The following is an 18531-nucleotide window of genomic DNA, read 5'->3' as shown; positions in this document are numbered from 1 at the left end:
TACTCGGATACGCGGGCCCGCACGGCTGCGGGAACCCACAGCGTAACCGCCACACCACCCACCATTGCTGTCATCTCGGCGCGGATCCCCCACCGGGACAGCGAGGACAGCGCCGACGGCAGCGGTTCGCGCGGCACTTGCCGGGGCGCGGCGCCCGGCGACCCGGCGGACCCGCCGTCACGCCTCGGGGACCTCCATGATCATCAGCGTCCCGTGGCTGCCGGGACGGACGGCGTGGCGTGCGCCCGCCGGTATCCGGTACATCTCGTCCGCCGCGACGGTGACTTCGGTGCCCTCCACCAGCAGTTCCAGCCGCCCGTCGAGCACCAGCAGCACCTCGTCGGCCCCGTGCGCCTCCTCCTGGACCGGCGTGCCGTCCATGCGCAGGACCTTCACACAGGCCGTCCCCACCTGCCCGAGGGAACAGGAACTCCAGGCGGCCGGCAACGCGGCCGCCGTCTTCGCGACATCGATCGCATCCATCGCGTACCTCCCAGCAGCGGATGCCGGGAAGCTATCCGAGCGGGGAGGGAAGTTGGGCGACCGTTCGGTAAAACCTCCCGCGGACGGCCTGGTCCTGGCCGGGCCCGCCGCCGGGCCCGGCCAGGACGCGGGCGGGTCAGGGGCGGACGGCCACGGCCTCCACCTCGAACAGCACGTCGGGTGCCGCCAGGGCCGCGACGCCGAGCAGCGTCTGCGTCGGCGGCTGCGCGCCCCACGCCTTCGCCACGGCCCCGGCGATCGGCCCGAGCTTGCTGACGTCGTGGTCCACCACGTACGTCCTCAGCTGCACGACATGGCTCAGGCCGAGCCCGTGGGCGGCGAGGGCGACGCCGATGTTGTGGAACGTCCGCTCGACCTGCTCCGCGAAGCCGGCCGAGACCACCGAGCCGTCCGGACCCGACCCGTACTGGCCCGCGACGAGCACCAGTTCACTCCCCGCCGGGACGACGGCGGTGTGGCTGTAGCCGAACGGGACCGGGTCGTGCAGACCCTCCGGGTTGACGAGGGCGTGTGTCATGGAAAGCACCTCTCCTGGGCGACGGAACCTCCGTCGTCGCAGGTCAGCCTCCCAGCGCATACGTGACACCCTCTGTCGTGTATCGCCGGTAGGTTCTCCCCATGCGCGCCGACCGGTTGGTAACGCTGGTGCTCCTGCTGCGGCAGCACGGGCGGCTGTCCGCCGCCACGCTGGCCCGCGAGCTGGAGGTGTCCACCCGCACGGTGCTGCGCGACATCGACGCGCTCTCCGCCGCCGGGATCCCCGTCTACGCCGAACGCGGCCGCCACGGCGGCTTCGCGCTGCTGCCCGGCTTCAGGACCGAGCTGACCGGGCTCAACCACGACGAGGCGCTCGCCCTCCTCGTCGCCGGGTCGCGGCGCGGCGCGCAGGTGTTCGGCCTCGGCTCGGCGCTCGCCTCGGCGATGCTCAAGGTGGTCGACGCGCTCCCGGACAGCCACCGGGACACGGCGGCCGGGGTCGCCGAGCGGTTCCTGATCGATCCGGGGACCGACCTCCTCGCGCGCCGCACGGCCGCCGAGGAGGTGCCGGACGCGATCGTGGGCGAGGTCAGGAGCGCGGTCCTCGCCGGGCACAGGCTGCGCATCCACTACGCGGCCCTCGACCAGCCCCCGCGCTGGCGCACGGTGGACCCCATCGGCCTGGTGACCGTCCGCGACCAGGGCTACCTGCTGGCCACGCGCGCGGGCGAGGACCGCACGTACCAGCTGGCCCGCGTCCTGGCCGCCGAGGAACTCGCCGAGCCCGCCCGGCGCCCCGCCCGCGTCGACCTGGACCGGCTCTGGCAGGAGCGCAGCACGCGCTTCCGCACCGGCGGCGACCAGGTCACCGTGCTGCTCCGCGTGGACCCGGCACGGCTGAAGGACCTGACGGACACCGCACTGACCGTTCGCGCCGAGGAGACAGAGCCGGACGGCCGACTGCGTCTCGAAGCAACCTTCCAGGACGCACGCCACGCCGAATGGGCGGTATGGCAGCTCGCCACCCACGCGGAAGCCCTGGCCCCCCAATGGCTACGCGCTTCCCTACACACCCGCGCCACCACCCTCGCCGACCGCTACGGGGCGTCTCCGTGAGGACAACTCCACTGCGACGCTTTCTGTCGAAGCCGACTTCGACAGAAAGCGTCGCACTGGAGTCGTCGAACAGCGAGGGTGGCGGAGCGCGCCGGTCGAGCCGGGAGACATGACCAGGGACCGTGGGATGCTCCGTTCGGCCTCCCGGCCCTCTACGGGTGCTGATCGGGAGAACTTGCAACTGGCGAGTCAGGTCCCCGGTTCATGCAATATCGCGCATTCGACCGCGCTCGGTGCGCACCGTTTCGGCGACAGCAGCCTGACGAGTATCGAGTACGACCCGGTGGTGGGCGGAGCTGCGGCCGCGGCGCTCAAGGAAGCCGATTTGGCGCCCAGGCTGATCATCGGTGACGGATTGCGCGGCGACCCGGACGGCGGTCCGTACGACCGGCTGATCGCGACGTGCTCGGTCCGGTACGTCCCGCTTCCGTGGCTGCACCAGGTACGGCCGGGCGGCAAGATCCTCGTCACGCTCTCCGGGTGGAGCTACGCTCACGCCCTGGCACTGCTGGATGTGACCGGCCCCGGCGAGGCCACGGGCCGGTTCCTGCCCGGCACCACCAGTTTCATGATCGCCCGGCCGCACGACCGCCCGCCCCGCCCGGCCCTGGCCCTGCTGCCCGGGGACGAGCGTCCGAGCCGGATCGACCCCGCGAAGCTGGACGACTGGACCGGCGGTTGGGTCGCGCAGCTCGCGGCGCCCTCGGCCGAACGCTTGGGCGCGGGGGCCGAACAGGTCCTCTGGGACGTGTCCACCGGCTCACAGGCCCGCACGGCACGTGCCCCCGGCGGCGGGTGGACCGTGGTCCAGCGCGGGCCCGTCCGCCTGTGGGACCGGGTCGAACGGGCCGTGCAACGCTGGCAGGCCGCCGGTGAACCCCACCAGGAGGCGTTCGGCCTCACGGTCTCGGCAGCAGGTCAGCGGGTCTGGCTCGGCAGCGAGGCCGGCCCCGGCTGGAACCTGCCGATCTGACCAACTCTTCGGCGGCCGGCGTCAGTCGTGCAGGCGGGCGGTGGCGAAGGTGAGGAGGGCGGCGAGGCCGATTTCGCGCGGTGTGCCGTCCTGGGTGTCCCACTCCGCGACGAACCAGGCGCCGTCGTGCCATTCCACGCGCCACACGTGCGCGTGGCGGTTTTCGAACTCCACGAAGCTGCCGGGCGCGTCGGCCAGCAGGCGCAGTTCGTGCGCCAGGATGTCCGGCTTCGTGAAGCCCCGCCCCCTGTTCGTGCTGCGGCTGCCGGTCCTGGTGTTCGCGTACCGCATCTTGAGGAACGGGAGGGGCCCGCGTTCCCATTCGGCGGGGCGCAGCATGCGGTACCGCGTGACCGCTTCCTCCTGCGTTTCGCCGCCCGAGAACTCGCAGGAGTAGGCGGGGAAGACGCAGGTGACGAACGGCGTCAGCTCGGGCCGGTCGGCCCGGTAGAAGCGGTGCACCGTCGGCGCCACGGCGGCCACCGCGTCGAACGGCGGCCCGCCCGGCGCGGCGAACCCTTCCGCGGACCCGAGGTACGGGTTCCGGGCGGACATCTCCTTCTCCCGCTCCCGGGCGAACCGAAGCGCGGCCACGGCCAGCTCGTGACGGTAGAAGCCACGGCTGCTCATCTGGAGGAGCCGTCCCCCGTCCTCGGAGAGCGCACCGGCGAACCCGATGCCCGGCACGGGCGACCAGTGCCACGCGCCGTCAAGGCCGTCGAGCGGCACGACATCGCGGAGCCCGGCAACCACCTCGCGGATGTCCACGCACTCTCCTCGGCCGACACGAGCCCCCTGCTGGTCAGAGGAGATGATCAGCCTTGCCCGCCTTGATGTCGAGGATCAGGTTGCGGAGCGCTTCCCGGGAGTCGGTGAGGGGGTGTTCTTCCTCCCCGGCGACGGCGATGTACCCGTTGCCCTCGCCATCGGTGCCGAGGCGGAAGCAGTTGTTCCCATCTCCGCAGAACGGCTCTTGCCAGTAGATGTCGGCCATGAGGTTGCTCCCTATCGGATCGTGCTCAGTGACAACAAGAAGTTCTGTGACTCGCTGGTGCTGTAGGAGGCCTTCTCCATCCAATCCAGTTGCGAGCCGTACAGGTTGAGCTGCGCCGGGAGGTGGAGGAAGTCCGGGCCGTGCGCTGTGTCGAGCTGCACTGTGTCCAACTCGGAGACGACTCCCTCGGCGTAGACCATGGCCTGCCCGGCGCCGGGCAGGGCGCCGCAGGAGAACGGCACCACCCGTACGTCCACGTTCGGCAGTTCGCTCATCTCGCACAAGTGGCGCAACTGTGTGCGCACGACTTTGGTCGGGCCGAACTCGATGTGCAGGGCCGCTTCGTGGATGAAGGCCGTGTAGGCGATCGGATCGGCGCGGTGAAGGATCTGCTGCCGTTGGAGCCGGAGCGCGATGCGCAGCTCGATCTCGTGTTCAGGCAAGGGTGGTCGGAATGCCGTGCTCACTGCTCTGATGTAGCTGTCGGTCTGGAGCAGTCCCGGCATGTGGAGGAACGTGCCACACCGTACCGAGACGGCATGCCACTCCATCTCGGCGATGTCGAGCAGCCCGGCCGGGACACGGGCGCGATACATCTCCCACCAGCCCTGCGCGGACGGTTTGCCCATGGCCGCGAGTGCCTCGACGTACCGTTCGTCCCGGCAGCCGTAGTGGGCGGCCAGGGTGCGGAGCCGTTCAGGCGTGATGGTCCGCACACCTGTCTCGACGTTTGCGATCTTCGTCCTGTCCACGCCGAGCAGGCGAGCGGCGAACTCGGTGGTCTCGCCCGCCGCCTGCCGTATCCTGCGCAGCTCCGCACCGAGCCGTTTCTGTCGTTCGCTGGGGGCACTCCGTGGCGGCATGGCCGGTCTCTCTCAGGTGACGAGGTGCGGCAATGCGTCGAAAGCGGACGTGGCGTCCGTCCCGGCGACAGCCGATCAGCCTAGGTGGTACCAACTTCACGTCTGGCAAGAGTGGCGGGAAGCTCCATGCCGCCACTCTCACCTGGGGCGCTCACAAGAGGTGGTCGGCCTTGCCCGCCTTGATGTCGAGGATCAGGTTGCGGAGCGCCTCGCGGGTGTCGGTGAGGTGGTCCTCCTCCTGCCCGGCGACCGCTATGTACGCCTGACCATTGGCGTCCGTCCCGATACGGAAGCAGTTGTTTCCTTCGGAGCAGAAGGGATCTTCCCAATTGATGACTGTCACGGTCGGGCTCCTCATAGGTCGTGCATGATGCGCTGGATGAAGTCTCTCGAAGCGTCGGGGGAGAGGCTCTTCCTGTGCATCCAGTCCAGGTGAGCCCGATATTTGGCCAGTTGGCGCTCGGCGTGCATGAACTCCGGGCCGTGGGCCGAGTCGAGCTGTGCCGTGTCCAGTCGGTGAACGGGACCTTCCGTGTAGAGCAACGCATGTCCCGCTCCGGGAAAGCTGCCGACTTCCACGGGTACCACGCGTACGGACACGTTGTCCCGTTCGCCCGCCTCGGCAAGTGCCTTGAGCTGGTCCCTGGTCGCGTCCCGTCCGCCGAAGAGCATCCGGAGCGCGGCTTCGTGCACGTACCCCACGTACTCGACCGGGCGGTCCCGTGTCAGTACGCGCTGCCGATCCATCCGATGTGCCACACGAAGTTCGACTTCGAGCCGTGAAAGTGCGGGCAGCCCTGTGGAAAAAATGCTTCGGGCGTAGTCCTCGGTCTGGAGGAGGCCGGGCACGTGGATCGTCTGAATGGTCTGGATTCGGCTGGCATGCCATTCCAGTTCGGCGATGTCCAGCAGACCGGGTGACAGCCTGCCCCGGTACTCGTCCCACCACTGTGACTGTGGCGGTTCGGTGAACTCCAGCAGCGCGGCGAGATAGCGATCGTCCGTGCACTCGCAGTGTGTCGCCAGCGTGCGCAGGCGGTCGGCGCTGATGTTCCGGATGCCTGATTCGATGTTCGAGACCTTGCCGCGATCGACTCCGAGCAGCCCTGCGACGTACTCCGCCGTGAGCCCGGCGTCGGTCCGCATCTTCTTGATCTCGGCGCCAAGTCGGCGCTGCCGTTGTGTGGGTGTGGTGCGGGGTGGCATCCGGCCCCTTTCTCGATGGTGCGCGATCAAGTCTGCCTAGGAGGCGAACACTTATCCACGGGGTAAGAGTTCCACTGTCAGGGTGGTAAGTGTGGCACCTCTTGCTCTACCTTAGGTGATGCCGCGTTCACGTACAGCGAGAGCGAAGCCTTGCGCGGGCGTGGCCGCTGTTCGTACCCCATCCACCGTGCCAGTGAGCGGAGTTGTCCATGTACGAGAACGCCCCCACGCCCGTACCGGTCACGCAGGGGACCGTGCCGCGGGTCTTCGATCCGTTCAGCCTCCAGCCCGCTCCGACCGTCACACAGTGTCCGCCGCCGCGGCCCGATCTCCGTGAGCCGTCGCCGCTCAGCCTCCGGTACGGGCTCACCCTGCCTTCGGCCGCCGCCACGCCCAGCGTCGCGCAGGAGTCGGCGGAGATTATGTGCGACATCCACGGCGTCGGCGCGGAGATGGTCGAACCGGCGCTCGATCTCGTGTACGAGCTGGCCGCGCACGCCTGCCGCTTCACGGCGGCGGGGCAGGTGATCCACCTGGCGCTGCGCTGCACCGGAAGCGCGTTCGAGGTCACTGTGCACGACGCGCACGCCGCCCACGCCCACCGCCACCTCGCCGCCGTCTGCGACCGGCGGCGCGCGTCGTCGCTCGTGGACGTCCGCGAGCTGGTCGAGCACCACAAGGGCGGCTGGGGCTACGGGGCCGCCGCGCCGTACGCCGCCGGGACGTGCACCTGGGGAACGATCCCTTACGTCCGAGAAGCCGCCTGAACGAGGCGGCGCGGAGCGGTCGTTCGGCCGTCCCGGTGCGGACGCGCGGTGACGGCCGTGAACCCGCTGTCAACGGCCTGACCTGCGGTTTGTGGCCGGTTGACCTTCGGGCTGAGTGCGGTAGCCTGGAAGAGGCGCCGGCCCGATTCCATGCCCCCGGGCCCAACCATAGTCGCTACGAGCGACCCCTTGCCGCGAGGCGAGCTGGCGGGCCGGCGTCCTTACTCTTCTCCTCCGCGGTTCTCTCTCCGCGTCTGCGGGCGTCCGCCTACCCCTTCGTACAGGTCTCCGGTCCTCGTCGGCCGGACGGTGCCGCGCGCCGTGTTTCGTGTCTGTTTCCTGCCTGTTCGCCCGGGGCTGTCCCGGCCGTGGTGCCCTGGCTTTCCCGTCCGGCCGTATCTCTCGTATGGTGACAAGGTTTTCGGGGGCGTTTTCTGGAAAGCGAAGGAAGTTATCGGCCATGGCAACGGCGCCCAGCGTCTCGTACTCGATGACCGTCCGTCTTGAGGTGCCGGCCAGCGGCACGGCGGTCAGTCAGCTCACCACCGTGGTCGAATCCTCCGGCGGATCGGTCACCGGTCTCGACGTCACCGCCTCCGGGCACGAGAAGCTCCGGATCGACGTGACCATCGCCGCGACCTCGACCGCGCACGCGGACGAGATCGTCCAGAAGCTGCGGACCATCGAGGGCGTCGCCCTCGGCAAGGTGTCCGACCGCACCTTCCTGATGCACCTCGGCGGCAAGATCGAGATGTCCTCCAAACATCCGATTCGCAATCGCGATGATCTCTCCATGATCTACACACCGGGCGTCGCCCGCGTCTGCACGCAGATCGCCGCGCACCCCGAGGACGCCCGCCGCCTCACCATCAAGCGCAACAGCGTCGCCGTCGTCACCGACGGCTCCGCCGTCCTGGGCCTGGGCAACATCGGCCCGCACGCCGCGCTGCCGGTGATGGAGGGCAAGGCGGCCCTGTTCAAGCGGTTCGCCGGGATCGACGCCTGGCCGCTGTGCCTGGACACCCAGGACACCGACGCGATCGTGGAGATCGTCAAGGCCATCGCCCCCGGCTTCGCGGGCATCAACCTGGAGGACATCTCCGCGCCCCGCTGCTTCGAGATCGAGGCCCGCCTGCGCGAGGCCCTCGACATCCCCGTCTTCCACGACGACCAGCACGGCACCGCCATCGTCGTCCTCGCCGCCCTGCACAACGCGCTGCGCGTCGTCGGCAAGCGCCTGGAGGACGTCCGCGTCGTCATGTCGGGCGCCGGCGCCGCCGGGACCGCCATCCTCAAGCTGCTGATCGAGGCGGGTGTCCGGCACGCCGTCGTCGCCGACATCCACGGCGTCGTGCACGCCGCGCGCGCCGACCTGGTGGACGCGGACGGCGACTCGCCGCTGCGCTGGATCGCCGACAACACCAACCCGGAGGGCGTCACCGGCACCCTTCGCGACGCGATCGCGGGCGCGGACGTCTTCATCGGCGTCTCGGCCCCCGACGTGCTGGACGCCTCGGACGTCGCGGCCATGGCGGACGACGCCGTGGTGTTCGCGCTCGCGAATCCGGACCCGGAGATCGACCCGGCCATCGCACGCCAGACGGCCGCCGTCGTCGCCACCGGGCGCTCCGACTTCCCCAACCAGATCAACAACGTCCTGGTCTTCCCCGGCGTCTTCCGCGGCCTCCTGGACGCCCAGTCCAGGACCGTCAGCATCGACATGATGCTGGCCGCCGCGCGGGCCCTCGCGGACGTCGTCGGCGAGGACGAGCTGAACGCGAACTACATCGTGCCCAGCGTCTTCAACGAACGCGTCTCCGGCGCCGTCGCCGGGGCCGTCAGGGAGGCCGCCCAGCACGCCGACACCGCCCCCGCGCCGCTGCCTGGCCCGGCCGAGACCGACGGGGCCTGACCGGTTTCCGACCCCCCGTGCACGCGCGCCCGCGTACGGTGACGCGTGCGCGGGCCGCGCGTGTCGCGTGCGCCATCCGGCGGCGAGTCGGTTGCCCGGGCCGTCCGGCGGCCCCGTAGGGTGGCCGGGAGGCAACGGCCTCGGGGACCGTCACCGCGGCGTGGCGTGGACGCTCTTCGTGTGACCCCCCTCGGCGCGGATTGGCCTTCGCGCCACTCGTGGGGGCAGGATGCGTCCGGGCGCGAGGGAACCAGCGCGACAGACCCGGGTCCAGGGACTGTCAGTGGGTCCTGGCAGCATCGGCATCGATCTCACGCCTCATCGGCAAGTTGAACACGGGAGTACGTAATATGAACCGCAGTGAGCTGGTGGCCGCTCTGTCGGAGCGCGCCGAGGTGACTCGGAAGGACGCCGACGCCGTGCTGGCGGCCCTGGCCGAGACCGTCGGGGAGGTCGTCGCCAAGGGCGACCAGAAGGTCACCATTCCCGGCTTCCTGACCTTCGAGCGGACGCACCGCGCCGCCCGCACCGCCCGTAACCCGCAGACCGGCGAGCCGATCAACATCCCCGCCGGGTACAGCGTGAAGGTCTCGGCCGGCTCCAAGCTGAAGGAAGCCGCCAAGGGCCAGTGACGACGTGACGTCGCGGTGAACAATCGCCAGGGGTGACCCCCTCACCAGGGGGTCACCCCTCCGTCATGTCCGCGGGTGCGGCAGGTCACCTCAAGCGCGTTCGACCTTGGCGCCCAGGTCCTCCAGCTTGTTGACGAAGTTCTCGTAGCCCCGGTTGATCAGCCCGATGCCGTGCACATGGGACGTCCCCTGCGCGGCCAGGGCGGCGATCAGGTACGAGAAGCCGCCCCGCAGGTCCGGGATGACCAGGTCGGCGCCCTGGAGCGTCGTGGGGCCAGAGACGACCGCCGAGTGCAGGAAGTTCCGCTGCCCGAAGCGGCACGGCGTCCCGCCCAGGCACTCGCGGTACACCTGGATGTGGGCGCCCATCTGGTTCAGCGCGCTCGTGAAGCCGAGCCGCGACTCGTACACCGTCTCGTGCACGATCGACAGGCCGGACGCCTGCGTGAGCGCCACCACGAGCGGCTGCTGCCAGTCGGTCTGGAAGCCGGGGTGCACGTCCGTCTCCAGCGCGATCGCGTTCAGCGGCCCGCCCGGGTGCCAGAAGCGGATGCCCGCGTCGTCGATCTCGAACGCGCCGCCGACCTTCCGGTACGTGTTCAGGAACGTCATCATCTCGCGCTGCTGCGCGCCCCTGACGTAGACGCTGCCCTTGGTCGCCAGGGCCGCGCTCGCCCAGGAGGCGGCTTCGAGGCGGTCGGGCAGGGCCCGGTGCGTGTACCCGCCGAGGCGGTCCACGCCCGTGATGCGGATGGTGCGGTCCGTGTCCAGGTTGATGATCGCGCCCATCTTCTGCAGCACGCAGATCAGGTCCTCGATCTCCGGCTCCACCGCCGCGTTCGACAGCTCGGTGACGCCCTCGGCGAGCACCGCCGTCAGCAGCACCTGCTCCGTCGAACCCACCGACGGGTACGGGAGGCGGATCTTGCAGCCGCGCAGCCGCTGCGGCGCCTCCAGGTACTGCCCGTCCTCGCGCTTGTCGATCGTCGCGCCGAACTTGCGCAGCACGTCGAAGTGGAAGTCCACCGGACGGCCGCCGATGTCGCAGCCGCCGAGGCCGGGGATGAACGCGTGCCCCAGCCGGTGCAGCAGCGGGCCGCAGAAGAGGATCGGGATACGGGAGGAGCCCGCGTGCGCGTCGATGTCCGCCACGTTCGCGCTCTCGACGTGCGAGGGGTCGAGGATCAGCTCCCCGGCCTCGTCGCCGCTGCGGACGGTCACGCCGTGCAGCTGGAGCAGGCCGCGCACGACCCGCACGTCCCGGATGTCGGGCACGTTGCGCAGGCGGCTCGGGCCGCTGCCGAGCAGCGCCGCCACCATCGCCTTGGGCACCAGGTTCTTCGCCCCGCGGACCCTGATCTCCCCCTCGATCGGGGTGCCGCCGTGGACTAGCAGTACGTCGTCGGTCATCGAACTCACGATCTCTGGGTGGGTGCGGGGGCCCCGATTGCTCGGAACGGTGATCCGTTTCGAAATGGTAGTGGTCCTGAGCGCGCCATGGTATGACCGGCCGCCGGGACCGCCGTGCGGGGCCGTGAGGTCGGCCCTCCCGTCTACCCCCGGGATGCGGAATCATGGGCGCATGACCGAGGAGTCCTCCCTCACCGGGCGGTTGCTGGTGGCCACTCCGGCCCTGTCCGACCCCAACTTCGACCGCTCCGTCGTGCTCCTGCTCGACCACGACCGCGAGGGGGCACTCGGCGTGGTCCTCAACCGGCCGACGCCCGTCGGCGTGTCCGAGGTGCTGGAGGCCTGGGCGGAACTGGCCGTCGAGCCCGGCGTCGTCTTCCAGGGCGGACCCGTCGCGCTGGACGCGGCGCTCGCGCTGGCCGTCGTACCGGGGAAGGGCCCCCTCGGCTGGCGCCGGGTGCACGGGTCGATCGGCCTGGTGGACCTCGACGCGCCGCCCGAGGTGCTCGCGGCCGAGCTGGGCAGCCTGCGGATCTTCGCCGGGTACGCGGGCTGGGGCCCGGCGCAGCTGGAGCGCGAGCTGGACGAGGGCGCCTGGTACGTCGTGGACTCCGAGCCGGGCGACGTGTCCGTGCCGCGCCCCGAAGGGCTGTGGCGGGCCGTCCTGCGGCGGCAGCGCGGCTCCCTCGCCCTGCTCGCGACATACCCGGAGGACCCGTCGCTGAATTAGGCTTGGGGTCCATGAGCACTCTTGAGCCCGAACGCGGAGCGGGCGCCGGCACCCTCGTCGAGCCCACCCCGCAGACGACGCACGGCGACGGCGACCACGAGCGCTTCGCCCACTATGTCCAGAAGGACAAGATCATGGCGAGCGCGCTCGACGGCAGCCCCGTCGTCGCGCTCTGCGGCAAGGTCTGGGTGCCGGGACGCGACCCGAAGAAGTACCCGGTCTGCCCCATGTGCAAGGAGATCTACGAGTCGATGGGCTCGTTCGGCGGCGGTGGCAAGGACGGGAAGGGCGGCAAGGGCGGCGGCGGCAAGTAGCCCGCCGCCCCTCCGCACGCCGCAACCCGCGCGCAGCCTCCGCACCGCGCTCCGCCGCGCCGCCCGTCCCCGCGGTCCCGCGTCCGCCGGACCGCTCGGAGGGACGGGCGCGCGTGCCCCGGGACGCCCGGCCGCCGACGCACGGCGGCCGGGCGTCCCGTTCCGTTCCGCTTCCGGGGCTTCCCGGCGTCCCCGCTGCCGTTCCCCCGGCGCCTCCGCCTCCGCTTCCCTCCCACCCGTCACAGATGCTCACGCATGCCCCGATCGGGTGAGCGGTGGACGGCCCGACCCCCGCGTGGACCGTGCTCGGATCTGTGCCAGAGTTGCCACGTCCGGGCCCCGAGGACGTACCGTACGGCTGGGCAGCCGGGACACCGGAAAGGGGCAGCAGGATTGAGCACGCACGCACCGCACGCACCCGACTCGGCGCGGCTCGTCGCGCTCCCGTCCACCCTTGACGACGCCGTCGCGGCACTCGCCGAGGTCCCGGCCGCCGTGCCGGTCGCCGGGGGCACCGATCTGATGGCGAGTGTGAACGCCGGGCTGCTGCGCCCCGCCGCCCTCGTCGGCCTCGGCAGACTCGCCGAACTCCGCGGCTGGGCCTACCAGGACGGGCACGCCCTCCTCGGCGCCTGCCTCACGCACGCCCGGATGAGCCGCCCCGACTTCGCCGCCCTGATCCCGGCCCTGGCCGCCGCCTGCCGCGCCGCGGGACCCCCGCAGGTACGGAACGCGGGCACCCTCGGCGGGAACATCATCACCGCCGCCCCGGCGGGCGACACCCTCCCCGTCCTCGCCGCCCTCGACGCCACGCTGCTCGTCGCGGGCCCGGACGGCGACGGCCGCCAGATCCCCGTCGGCAACCTCCTCGCGGGCCGCGACCGGCTGCGGCGCGGCGAACTCGTCGCCCACGTCCGCGTACCGCTGCTGCACGCCCCCCAGGCGTACCTGCGCGCCACCGCCCGCACGGGCCCCGCGCGCGCCACCGCGTCCGTCGCCGTCGTGCTCGACCCGGTGCGCCGCGAGGTGCGCTGCGCGGTCGGCGCCGTCGCGCCCATGCCGCTGCGGCCGCTGGACGCCGAGCGGTGGGTCGCGTCCCTCGTGGACTGGGACGGCGAACGCGGCCTGACGCCCGAGGCGCTCGACGCGTTCGGCACGTACGTCGGCATGGCGTGCATCCCCGACCCGGAACCGCCCGCCGACGGCGGCGAAACTCCGCAACTTTCGCCCGCGCTGCTGCACTTGAGGCGTACGGTGGCCACACTGGCCCGCCGTGGACTCGGAAGGGCTCTCGGATGAGCAACGACCAGCAGCCCGACCCCACCGCGCACGGCCCGCAGGGCGGCTGGGGCGGGGAGTACGACGCCGACGCCACCGCGTTCATAGAGCTGCCCGGCGGCTACCGCGAGGGGACCGGCACCGAGCCGCTCGCCGCGCCGGGGCACGGCTACGAACCGCCGGTCATCGACGAGCCCACCGCGCCGCCCGCCACGACGCCCCCGACGATGGACCCGGGCGCCACCGGGCAGTGGACCATGCCGTTCGCCGGGGGCGGGCAGCAGGACGGCGCGCCCGCCGCGCCGGGCCACGGCCTGCGCCCCGGGCAGGCCGCCGCCGCCATGGGCCAGGGCGCCGCGCTCGCGCAGAACCGCCGCCCGGCGGCCGAACTGCCGGGGCACGACGTGCCGCCCGTCCCGTGGACACCCGACCAGGCAGGCGAGCCGTACCCGCCCGCGCCCGTCCTCGACCCGCCGCGGCACGCCGACGCCGACCCGGTCGCCGTACCGCCCGCGCCCACGGCGAGCCAGAGCGACCACCCCGAAGTCAGTTACGTCCTGCGGGTGAACGGCGTGGACCGGCCCGTCGCGGGCGCCTGGATCGGCGAGTCGCTGCTGTACGTCCTGCGGGAGCGGCTCGGGCTCGCCGGGGCCAAGGACGGTTGCGCGCAGGGCGAGTGCGGCGCGTGCTCGGTGCAGGTGGACGGCCGCCTGGTCGCCGCGTGCCTCGTCCCGGCCGCCACCGCCGCCGGGGCGGAGATCCGCACCGTCGAGGGCCTGAGCGAGGGCGGCGTGCCGTCCGACGTGCAGCGCGCCCTGGCCGCCACCGCCGTGCAGTGCGGCTTCTGCCTCCCCGGCATGGCCATGACCGTCCATGACCTGCTGGAGGGCAACCACGCGCCGACCGAGCTGGAGACGCGGCAGGCCCTGTGCGGCAACCTGTGCCGCTGCACCGGCTACCGGGGCTACCTCGACGCGGTGCGCACCGTGGTCGAGGAGCGCGCCGCCGCCCACGAGGCCGCCGCCGAACGCCAGACGCCGCTGCCGCACCAGCGCTCCGCCGGACAGCCGTGAGGGGACGAGGGGATGCACTCCCGCGAGGGGACGCACCCCCGCATGGGGATGAAAGGGCAACGCCATGACTGACCGGGCCGCCGACACCGCCGCCGCCATCACCGTCACCCCCGCCGTGGCCGGCCAGCCGGTCGGCAGGCCCGCGGGCGCGCCCGCGCACGGCCTCGGCACCTCCCTCGCCCCGGCCGACGCGGAGGCCAAGGCACTGGGCACCTACCCCTACACCGCCGATCTGTGGGCCGAGGGCCTGCTGTGGGCCGCCGTGCTCCGCTCGCCCCACCCCCACGCCCGTATCAAGCGCATCGACACCGCCCAGGCCGCCGCGATGCCCGGCGTGCGCGCCGTCGTCACGCACGAGGACGTCACCGGCACGGGCGGCCTGGGGCGCGCCGTCACGGACCGGCCGCCGCTGGCCTCCGAGGTGGTGCGCTACCACGGCGAGCCGGTCGCCGCCGTCGCCGCCGACCACCCGGAGACGGCCAGGCTGGCCGCCGCCGCGATCGTCGTCGAGTACGAGGTGCTGGACGCGGTCACCGACCCGGAGAAGGCGTTCGAGGCGCCGCCCATCCACCCGGACGGCAACCTCGTGCGGCACATCCCGCTGCGGCACGGCGACCCGTCGGCCACCGGCGAGATCGTCGTCGAGGGGCTGTACCGCGTGGGGCGGCAGGACCCGGCGCCCGTGGGTGCCGAGTCGGGGCTCGCCGTGCCGCGCCCGGACGGGGGCGTCGAGGTGTACATCGGGTCGACCGACCCGCACACCGACCGCGACCGGCTGGCCGCCTGCCTCGGGCTGACGGCGGAGCAGGTGAAGATCTGCGTCACCGGGGTGCCGGGCGCGCTGGGGGACCGGGAGGACCTCGGGTTCCAGCTGCCGCTGGCGCTGCTGGCCATCCGTACCGCGTCGCCCGTCAAACTGGCGGCGACGCGCGAGGAGTCGTTCCTCGGGCACGCGCACCGGCACCCGACGCTGCTGCGCTACTGGCACCACGCCAACCGGGACGGGAAGCTCGTCAAGGTCGAGGCGCAGCTGCTGATGGACGCGGGCGCCTACGCCGACGACTCCGCGGAGGTGCTGGCCGCCGCCGTGTCGTTCGCGGCCGGACCGTACGTGGTGCCCAACGCCGTGGTCGACGGCTGGGCCGTGCGCACGAACAACCCGCCGTCCGGCTACCTGCGGGGCGAGGGCGCGCTGCAGGTCTGCGCCGCGTACGAGGGGCAGATGGACAAGCTCGCGGTCCATCTCGGGCTCGACCCGGCCGAGTTGCGCGCCAGGAACGTCATGTCCACCGGGGACACGCTGCCGACCGGGCAGGCCGTCACCTGCCCCGCGCCCGTCGCGGAGCTGCTGGCCGCCGTGCGGGAGGCGCCGATGCCCGCGCTGCCGAAGGACGGGCCGGTCGAGGACTGGCTGCTGCCTGGCGGCCCCGACGGCGCGGGGGACCCCGGGGCCGTTCGGCGTGGCGTCGGATATGCCCTCGGCATGGTGCACATGCTCGGTGCCGAGGGGACCGACGAGGTGGCCACGGCCACGGTCAAGGTCGAGGGCACCGTGGCGACCGTGCTGTGCGCGGCGGTCGACTCGGGGCAGGGCTTCGCGACGCTGGCGCGGCAGATCGTGCAGGACGTGCTGGGCATCGACGAGGTGCATGTGGCGCCGGTGGACACCGACCTGCCGCCCGCGGGCGCGGGCGGGCGCGGGCGGCACACGTGGGTGTCGGGCGGTGCGGTGGAGCGTGCGGCGAAGATGGTGCGCACGCAGCTGCTCCAGCCGTTGGCGGCGACGTTCGGGATGTCCGCGGAGCTGCTGAGCATCGCGGACGGGAAGATCACGTCGTACGACGGTGTGCTGAGCACGACGGTCGCGGAGGCGCTGGAGGGCAAGGAGCTGTGGGCGACCGCGCAGTGCCGCCCGCATCCCACCGAGCCGTTGAACGAGGCGGGGCAGGGGGACGCGTTCGTCGGGCTGGCCTTCGCGGCGGTGCGCGCGGTGGTGGACGTGGACGTGGAGCTGGGCGCGGTGCGGGTCGTGGAGATGGCGATCGCGCAGGACGTCGGGCGGGTGCTGAACCCGCGGCAGGTGCGGGCGCGGATCGAGGCGGGCGTCGTGCAGGGGGTCGGCGCGGCGCTGACCGAACACCTGCGTGTCGTACGGGGGATGGTGCGCCGTCCCGACCTGTCGGGGTATCCGCTGCCGACTGCGCTGGACGCGCCGGATGTGCGGATCGTGTCGCTGCTGGAGGAGCGTGACGTGGTGGCGCCGTTCGGGGCGAAGGCGGCGAGCGCGGTGCCGGTCGTGGTGTCGCCCGCGGCGGTCGCGGCGGCGGTGCGGGCGGCCACGGGGCGGCCGGTCAACCGGCTGCCGATCCGGCCGCAGAGCGCGGTGGGCGGCGCCTGAGCGGGGGCTCGGAAGGGGCTGGGACGGGGGCGGCGGCCGGACGGGTGTCGGCCGGAAGTGAGCGGTGCCCGTCCCGGGACGTCGGCCGAAGGTGAGTGCGGTTTCGTCCTTTGGTCCATAGGCAGGAGCGGGCTCCGATCCTTACCTTGGGGGCATGCGCGACAGGACGACCGGCGACGAGGCCGGACAAGAGGCGGGACCCGAGGGCCTGACGGTCATCGGTGTCCCGGTGGGGGAGGGGCCGCCGCCGGCTGAGGTCCCCGCCGTGGTGGCGGGGGAGCCGGACGGGCCGGTGGACACCGGTGGCGGTGTGCTGAGCGCGCGGTACCGGACGCTCACCCTGGGCTGCGTCAGCATGATCCTGCTGATCGCCTTCGAGGGCATGGCGGTGGGCACGGCCATGCCCGCCGCGGCGGAGGCGCTGGACGGGGTGTCGCTGTACGCCTTCGCGTTCTCCGCGTTCTTCACGACGAGCCTGCTGGGCATGTCGCTGTCCGGCCAGTGGTGCGACCGGCGCGGGCCGGTGGGTCCTGTGCTCGCGGGCATCGTGACCTTCGGCGCCGGGCTGCTGCTCTCCGGGGCGGCCGGGAGCATGTGGGTGTTCATCCTCGGCCGGGCGGCGCAGGGCGCGGGCGGCGGGCTGGTCATCGTCGCGCTGTACGTGGCCGTGGGCCGGGCGTACCCCGAACGGCTGCGGGGCGCGGCGTTCGCGGCGTTCTCCGGGGCCTGGGTGGTGCCCTCGCTGATCGGGCCGCTGATCGCCGGGACGGTGACCGAGCGGTTCAGCTGGCGCTGGGTGTTCCTCGGGATCACCGTCCTGGTCGTGCTGCCGCTCGCGGTGCTGCTCCCGGCGCTGCGGCGGCAGGCCGCCGGGCCGCCGCCGGGGGGTGCGGACCGCTTCGACGGGCGGCGGCTGCGGCTGGCGCTGGTGGTCGCGTTCGGCGCGGGCCTGCTCCAGTACGGCGGGCGGGAATTGAACTGGATGGCGCTCATACCCGTGCTGGCCGGGCTGGCGCTGATGGTGCCGGGCGCGACCAGGCTGCTGCCCTCGGGCACGTTCCTCGGCCGCCGGGGGCTGCCGTCCGTCATCGCGCTGCGGGGGCTCCTGTCGGCCGCGTACATGGCGACGCAGACGTTCCTGCCGCTGATGCTGGTCACGCGGCGCGGGCTGTCATACACCGAGGCGGGCCTCGCGCTGGCGGCCTCCGGGGCGCTGTGGGCGTTCGGCTCGTGGGCGCAGTCCCGGCCGTGGGCCGAGGGGCGCAGGGAACGGCTGGTGCGCGGTGGCACGGTCCTGCTGACCCTGGGCACGGCGACGACACCGCTGGTGCTGTTCGACACCGTCCCGGTGTCGCTGCCCGTGGTGACGCTGGGCCTCGCGGCCTTCGGCATGGGCCTGGTCGTCTCGACGCTCGGTGTCCTGGTGCTGCGGCTGTCCGCCCCCGAGGAGGCGGGCGGCAACGTCGCCTCGCTCCAGGTGTGCGACAGCCTGGGGAACGTGGTGATGCTCACCCTGGTCGGCAGCGCGTTCGCCGCCTTGGGCGGGGACAGTTCGGCGGTGGCGCACGACGGCGCGCTCGAAGGCGCGGTGGGTCCGGCGGCGTTCGTGGTGGTCTACGCGGTGACGGCGGTGACGGCGCTGGTGAGCGTCGCCGTGGCGGGCCGCCTGACCCCCTCGTCCAAGGGAACGGCGACGGCGGCGGCCGTCTGAACGGCGGGCCCGGCCGGGGCTCCGCCACCCAGGCCCGCACGCGTACGCGGGCGCCGGAGCGACGGGCCGCCCGGCCGTCGCCCAACGGGGCGTGTCGGGTCATGCGCCGGAGAACTCCCGGCCGGGACGGCGGGTACGCCCCTGCTCGGGACGGACGCTCGACGTACGGCCTC

The 18531-nt window shown here is 72.5% G+C and carries 18 protein-coding genes and 1 pseudogene; 11 read left to right on the top strand and 8 right to left on the bottom strand.

The window, feature by feature from the left end:
• Window positions 1-177: 177 nt before the first annotated feature.
• Together ACIBPC_RS22905 and ACIBPC_RS22900 are read right to left on the bottom strand one after the other, a co-directional pair.
• Window positions 178-483: a cupin domain-containing protein gene (locus tag ACIBPC_RS22905; RefSeq protein ID WP_398847085.1), complete on the bottom strand. Its 306-nt coding sequence runs from the start codon at window positions 481-483 to the stop codon at window positions 178-180.
• A 136-nt stretch (window positions 484-619) separates the two neighbouring features.
• Window positions 620-1021, bottom strand: a complete 402-nt coding sequence (locus ACIBPC_RS22900) for a RidA family protein (RefSeq protein WP_398847083.1) — start codon at window positions 1019-1021, stop codon at window positions 620-622.
• A gap of 101 nt (window positions 1022-1122) precedes the next feature.
• On the opposite strand from ACIBPC_RS22900, the gene ACIBPC_RS22895 reads away from it, so the two are divergent.
• Both ACIBPC_RS22895 and ACIBPC_RS22890 read left to right on the top strand, forming a co-directional pair.
• A complete protein-coding gene (locus ACIBPC_RS22895) occupies window positions 1123-2097 on the top strand; it encodes a helix-turn-helix transcriptional regulator (RefSeq protein ID WP_398847081.1) in 975 nt (324 codons plus the stop codon).
• Window positions 2098-2314: 217 nt separating this feature from the next.
• Window positions 2315-3070, top strand: a pseudogene (locus ACIBPC_RS22890) (methyltransferase); the annotation flags it as partial.
• Window positions 3071-3091: 21 nt separating this feature from the next.
• Here the strand turns inward: ACIBPC_RS22890 and ACIBPC_RS22885 are convergent.
• From ACIBPC_RS22885 to ACIBPC_RS22865, 5 genes are all read right to left on the bottom strand, one after another.
• The gene (locus tag ACIBPC_RS22885; RefSeq protein WP_398847079.1) at window positions 3092-3838 is read right to left on the bottom strand and encodes a hypothetical protein; all 747 of its coding nucleotides are present in this window, start codon (window positions 3836-3838) and stop codon (window positions 3092-3094) included.
• Between the two features lie 34 nt (window positions 3839-3872).
• Window positions 3873-4064 carry a hypothetical protein gene (locus ACIBPC_RS22880; protein ID WP_398847077.1) on the bottom strand — a complete coding sequence of 64 codons (192 nt, stop codon included), beginning with the start codon at window positions 4062-4064 and terminating at the stop codon, window positions 3873-3875.
• An 11-nt stretch (window positions 4065-4075) separates the two neighbouring features.
• Window positions 4076-4927, bottom strand: a complete 852-nt coding sequence (locus tag ACIBPC_RS22875; protein ID WP_398847075.1) for a helix-turn-helix domain-containing protein — start codon at window positions 4925-4927, stop codon at window positions 4076-4078.
• A gap of 151 nt (window positions 4928-5078) precedes the next feature.
• Window positions 5079-5270 carry a hypothetical protein gene (locus ACIBPC_RS22870; RefSeq protein WP_398847073.1) on the bottom strand — a complete coding sequence of 64 codons (192 nt, stop codon included), beginning with the start codon at window positions 5268-5270 and terminating at the stop codon, window positions 5079-5081.
• 11 nt (window positions 5271-5281) lie between these two features.
• Window positions 5282-6133 carry a helix-turn-helix domain-containing protein gene (locus ACIBPC_RS22865; RefSeq protein ID WP_398847072.1) on the bottom strand — a complete coding sequence of 284 codons (852 nt, stop codon included), beginning with the start codon at window positions 6131-6133 and terminating at the stop codon, window positions 5282-5284.
• Window positions 6134-6342: 209 nt separating this feature from the next.
• Between ACIBPC_RS22865 and ACIBPC_RS22860 the strand changes: the two genes are divergently transcribed.
• The 3 genes from ACIBPC_RS22860 to ACIBPC_RS22850 all read left to right on the top strand — a co-directional run bounded on the left by ACIBPC_RS22860 (window position 6343) and on the right by ACIBPC_RS22850 (window position 9444).
• A complete protein-coding gene (locus ACIBPC_RS22860) occupies window positions 6343-6900 on the top strand; it encodes an ATP-binding protein (RefSeq protein ID WP_398847070.1) in 558 nt (185 codons plus the stop codon).
• A gap of 460 nt (window positions 6901-7360) precedes the next feature.
• Window positions 7361-8812 (top strand): NAD-dependent malic enzyme, encoded by a 1452-nt coding sequence (locus tag ACIBPC_RS22855; RefSeq protein ID WP_398847068.1) that lies wholly within the window; start codon window positions 7361-7363, stop codon window positions 8810-8812.
• Between the two features lie 350 nt (window positions 8813-9162).
• Window positions 9163-9444: an HU family DNA-binding protein gene (locus ACIBPC_RS22850; RefSeq protein ID WP_052848357.1), complete on the top strand. Its 282-nt coding sequence runs from the start codon at window positions 9163-9165 to the stop codon at window positions 9442-9444.
• A gap of 90 nt (window positions 9445-9534) precedes the next feature.
• Here ACIBPC_RS22850 and murA read toward each other — a convergent pair whose 3' ends face one another.
• A complete protein-coding gene (gene murA / locus ACIBPC_RS22845; protein WP_398847066.1) occupies window positions 9535-10854 on the bottom strand; it encodes a UDP-N-acetylglucosamine 1-carboxyvinyltransferase in 1320 nt (439 codons plus the stop codon).
• A 172-nt stretch (window positions 10855-11026) separates the two neighbouring features.
• On the opposite strand from murA, the gene ACIBPC_RS22840 reads away from it, so the two are divergent.
• The 6 genes from ACIBPC_RS22840 (at window position 11027) to ACIBPC_RS22815 (ending at window position 18358) form a co-directional block, all read left to right on the top strand.
• The gene (locus ACIBPC_RS22840; RefSeq protein ID WP_362961879.1) at window positions 11027-11584 is read left to right on the top strand and encodes a YqgE/AlgH family protein; all 558 of its coding nucleotides are present in this window, start codon (window positions 11027-11029) and stop codon (window positions 11582-11584) included.
• 11 nt (window positions 11585-11595) lie between these two features.
• Window positions 11596-11898 (top strand): DUF3039 domain-containing protein, encoded by a 303-nt coding sequence (locus ACIBPC_RS22835; RefSeq protein WP_362961877.1) that lies wholly within the window; start codon window positions 11596-11598, stop codon window positions 11896-11898.
• 393 nt (window positions 11899-12291) lie between these two features.
• On the top strand, window positions 12292-13197 hold the full coding sequence (locus ACIBPC_RS22830) for an FAD binding domain-containing protein (RefSeq protein ID WP_362961875.1): 906 nt from the start codon (window positions 12292-12294) through the stop codon (window positions 13195-13197).
• On the top strand, window positions 13194-14249 hold the full coding sequence (locus ACIBPC_RS22825) for a 2Fe-2S iron-sulfur cluster-binding protein (protein WP_398847064.1): 1056 nt from the start codon (window positions 13194-13196) through the stop codon (window positions 14247-14249). The genes ACIBPC_RS22830 and ACIBPC_RS22825 overlap by 4 nt, the downstream gene beginning before the upstream one ends.
• 64 nt (window positions 14250-14313) lie before the next feature.
• Complete coding sequence (locus tag ACIBPC_RS22820) at window positions 14314-16647, top strand: molybdopterin cofactor-binding domain-containing protein (RefSeq protein WP_362961873.1); 2334 nt, start codon at window positions 14314-14316, stop codon at window positions 16645-16647.
• Between the two features lie 154 nt (window positions 16648-16801).
• Window positions 16802-18358, top strand: coding sequence for an MFS transporter (locus tag ACIBPC_RS22815; RefSeq protein ID WP_398847062.1), 1557 nt, complete (start codon window positions 16802-16804; stop codon window positions 18356-18358).
• The last annotated feature ends 173 nt before the right edge of the window (window positions 18359-18531 follow it).

The sequence above is a fragment of the Streptomyces sp. NPDC049879 genome, assembly GCF_044461265.1.
In the GTDB taxonomy this organism is placed as follows: Bacteria; Actinomycetota; Actinomycetes; order Streptomycetales; family Streptomycetaceae; genus Streptomyces.
This window is presented reverse-complemented; position numbering and strand designations above follow the sequence as displayed.